Source organism: Corallococcus sp. 4LFB (genome assembly GCF_046520365.1).
In the GTDB taxonomy this organism is placed as follows: Bacteria; Myxococcota; Myxococcia; order Myxococcales; family Myxococcaceae; genus Corallococcus; species Corallococcus caeni.
In genome coordinates this window covers 1-2,653 of record NZ_JBKGHJ010000777.1, presented here as the reverse complement: position 1 = coordinate 2,653, position 2,653 = coordinate 1, and the positions used below count along the sequence as shown (strand labels likewise).

Below are 2,653 nucleotides of genomic sequence, written 5' to 3'. Positions count from 1 at the left end.
CCTTCGCCGGCCCCAGGTGAAGACGCCGCCGGAGGCATGCGCGGCCTTCCACGGGCCGGCCCCGGCGCTTGACGGAGGATCGCGGCCGGGTAGGGTGCGCGCCCATGCGGCCCTCAAGGAACGCGGTGCAGGCGGGTGCGGTGACGGCGTTCCGGTGGGGCGTGGTGGCCGCGGCGATGCTGGGGGCCGGGTGCGGCTACCGCTTCATCCCCTGGGGCTCGGCGCTGCCGGAAGGTTCCGGGCAGGTGTGCGCGCCCATCTTCGCCAACGAGACGCCGGAGCCCGCGCTGGAGAACCTCTTCACGCGCTACCTGCGCCAGCAGCTCGTCCAGGCGGGCCGGCTGGCCAGCGCTCCGGGCTGCTCGTCCACGATTGAAGGGGCGGTGCTCAACGTCTGGGCGTCCCCGACCATCATCGGCAACAACTACCGCGTCTCCACCACGGTGCGGCTGCGCCTCGTGAAGGAGGGGCAACTGCTCGGGGAGACGGTGGTGTCGGGGACCGAGGACTACCTCCAGGGACGCGGGAACGTCCTGGAAGCGGAGGCCAACCGTCAGGCCGCGCTGGCGCGCCTCGCGGAGACGCTGATGCGCGACGGGTATGACCGGCTGGCCAGCACCTGGTGAGGACCGGGGAGCCCGGTCCTCAACGCGCGGTGTGCGACGGGACGACTGACTGACTAGGCCTTCGCCTTGGCGGCGGCCTTCGCCAGCCGGGAGATGCGGCGCGCGGCGGTGCGCTTGTGGAGGACGCCCTTGCTGGCCGCCTTGTTGAGGGTCTTGGAAGCCGCCTTCAGCGCGTCCGTCGTCTTCGTACCGTCCTTGGAGGCAATGGCCTCGCGGGCGGACTTGACGGCGTCCTTCACGGTGGTCCGGACGTTCACGTTCCGGGCACGGCGCTTCAGGGACTGGCGGTGACGCTTCTCTGCGGACTTGGTGTTCGCCAAGGCAATGCTCCAGCGGAAGGCAAGGCAAGGAAAAAAGAGTGGCCGTCCTTACTGCGACGCCCTGGTTGCGTCAAGGCACGCGTGCGTTCGCGATCAGGATTTCCCGTTCCGGAACGCCCGGGAGGCCCCCGGAATGCCCCCGGGGGCCACGCGCAGGAGGCATCAAGCCGGCGGGGCGGCGTATTCCCACCGCAGCCCGGCCGGATCCGCGAACTGGAAGCCCGCCGCGGAGCTGGAACCCGCCACCAGCCGCTCCGGGTGGTGGGCCCGGAACAGCTCCAGGAGCCGGCCCACGGCGGCCGGGGAGGGCGCCTCCAGGGTGAGCGCCACCGGGGAGCCGGCCGGGGCCTGGGCGCCCGGCGTGAAGACGAGCCCCAGCCCCGCGCCCGCGTAGGCCGCCGTGCCTTCCGGCGAACGGGTGGGGGCCCAGCCCAGCCAGGAGGCCACGGTGTCCCAGAAGGCCCGCTGGGCCGCCACGTCCGGCACGGCCAGGCGCAGGGTGGCCACGGACGCGCGCGGCGGGTGGGCCGGCGGGGGCAGCGCCTTCTCCACGGCCTTCGCGGCCTGCCAGTGGCGCTCCATGTGCTCCAGCGTGGCGCCGCCGAAGGGGACCTGCTCCTCGTGCAGCTTCGCCTCGATGTACTGGAAGCGGCTGACGAAGCGGCGGGTGGCCATGCGCAGCGCGTCCTCCGCCGGCGTCTTCACGAAGCGGGCGAGGTTCGCGAGCGAGAACAGCACGTCCCCCAGCTCGTGCTCGATGGCGTCCCGGCCCCCCGACGCGATGGCCTCGTCCAGTTCGCGCAGCTCCTCGTCCAGCTTGCCGCGCACCCCGGCCAGGTCCGGCCAGTCGAAGCCGATGCGGCTCGCCTTCTCCGTGAGCCGCTCGGCGCGCAGCAGGGACGGGGCCGCGGTGGGCACGCCGTCCAGCACGGAGCCCGCGCGCCCCGTCTTCTTCTTGCGCTCCTCCGCCTTCAGCTGCGCCCAGTTGGCCAGCACCTGCTCGGCGCCCTTCACCTGCTGATCCCCGAACACGTGCGGGTGGCGGCTGGTGATCTTGTCGCTGATCGCCGCGCACACGTCCGCCATCGTGAACTCGCCCAGCTCCGCCGCCAGCTGCGCGTGGAAGACGATCTGGAAGAGCAGGTCCCCCAGCTCTTCACACAGGGGCCGCCAGGGGCCGCCGTCGGAGACGCGGTCCATCTCGTCCAGGACCTCGAAGGCCTCCTCGGTCAGGTAGGGACGGAGCGAGCGCAGGTCCTGCTCGCGGTCCCACGGGCAGCCGCCCTCGGCCCTGAGCCTCCGCATGATCTCCACCAGTCGTTCCAGCTCTGTTCCAGGCGCCGCCATTCATTCACTCCCGAGCAAATCCCCCGCCGCGCGCTCCTGTAGCACGGGCGGCGGGCACCACATGATTTCGGATCGTCCGCCCTGTGGCCTATCATCGGACGCCCGGATGCTCCGCTCGTTCCTCGGCCTGTGTTGCAGCCTCGTGCTGCTTGTTCCCGCGCGTGCCCCTGCGTTGACGCAGGAGCCGCTCCTGCGCATCGAGGAGAAGGTCATCGAGCCGGAGCCGGACCCCAGCGTCTTCCGCGCCACGGAGGATGATCCGCAGGACGAACCCGCCCCCGAGGACGTCGCCGAGCCGGAGCCGGAGCCGGAGCCCGAGCCCGCCCACCACCGGCGCCGCGTCATCGCCCCGCCGCCGTC

Annotated in this window: 3 protein-coding genes and 1 pseudogene; 2 read left to right on the top strand and 2 right to left on the bottom strand. The window is 72.3% G+C overall.

Going from position 1 to position 2,653, the window contains the following annotated elements; translation table 11 throughout:
• The first annotated feature begins 104 nt into the window (after positions 1 to 104).
• A complete protein-coding gene (gene lptE, locus ACLEQD_RS40980; protein ID WP_410391349.1) occupies positions 105 to 626 on the top strand; it encodes an LPS assembly lipoprotein LptE in 522 nt (173 codons plus the stop codon).
• 53 nt (positions 627 to 679) lie between these two features.
• Here the strand turns inward: lptE and rpsT are convergent, their stop codons facing one another.
• Together rpsT and mazG are read right to left on the bottom strand one after the other, a co-directional pair.
• A complete protein-coding gene (rpsT, locus tag ACLEQD_RS40975; RefSeq protein ID WP_338282477.1) occupies positions 680 to 946 on the bottom strand; it encodes a 30S ribosomal protein S20 in 267 nt (88 codons plus the stop codon).
• 162 nt (positions 947 to 1,108) lie between these two features.
• Positions 1,109 to 2,293, bottom strand: a complete 1,185-nt coding sequence (gene mazG / locus ACLEQD_RS40970; RefSeq protein WP_410391348.1) for a nucleoside triphosphate pyrophosphohydrolase — start codon at positions 2,291 to 2,293, stop codon at positions 1,109 to 1,111.
• 106 nt (positions 2,294 to 2,399) lie between these two features.
• Between mazG and ACLEQD_RS40965 the strand changes: the two are divergent.
• Positions 2,400 to 2,653: pseudogene (locus ACLEQD_RS40965) on the top strand (hypothetical protein); the annotation flags it as partial.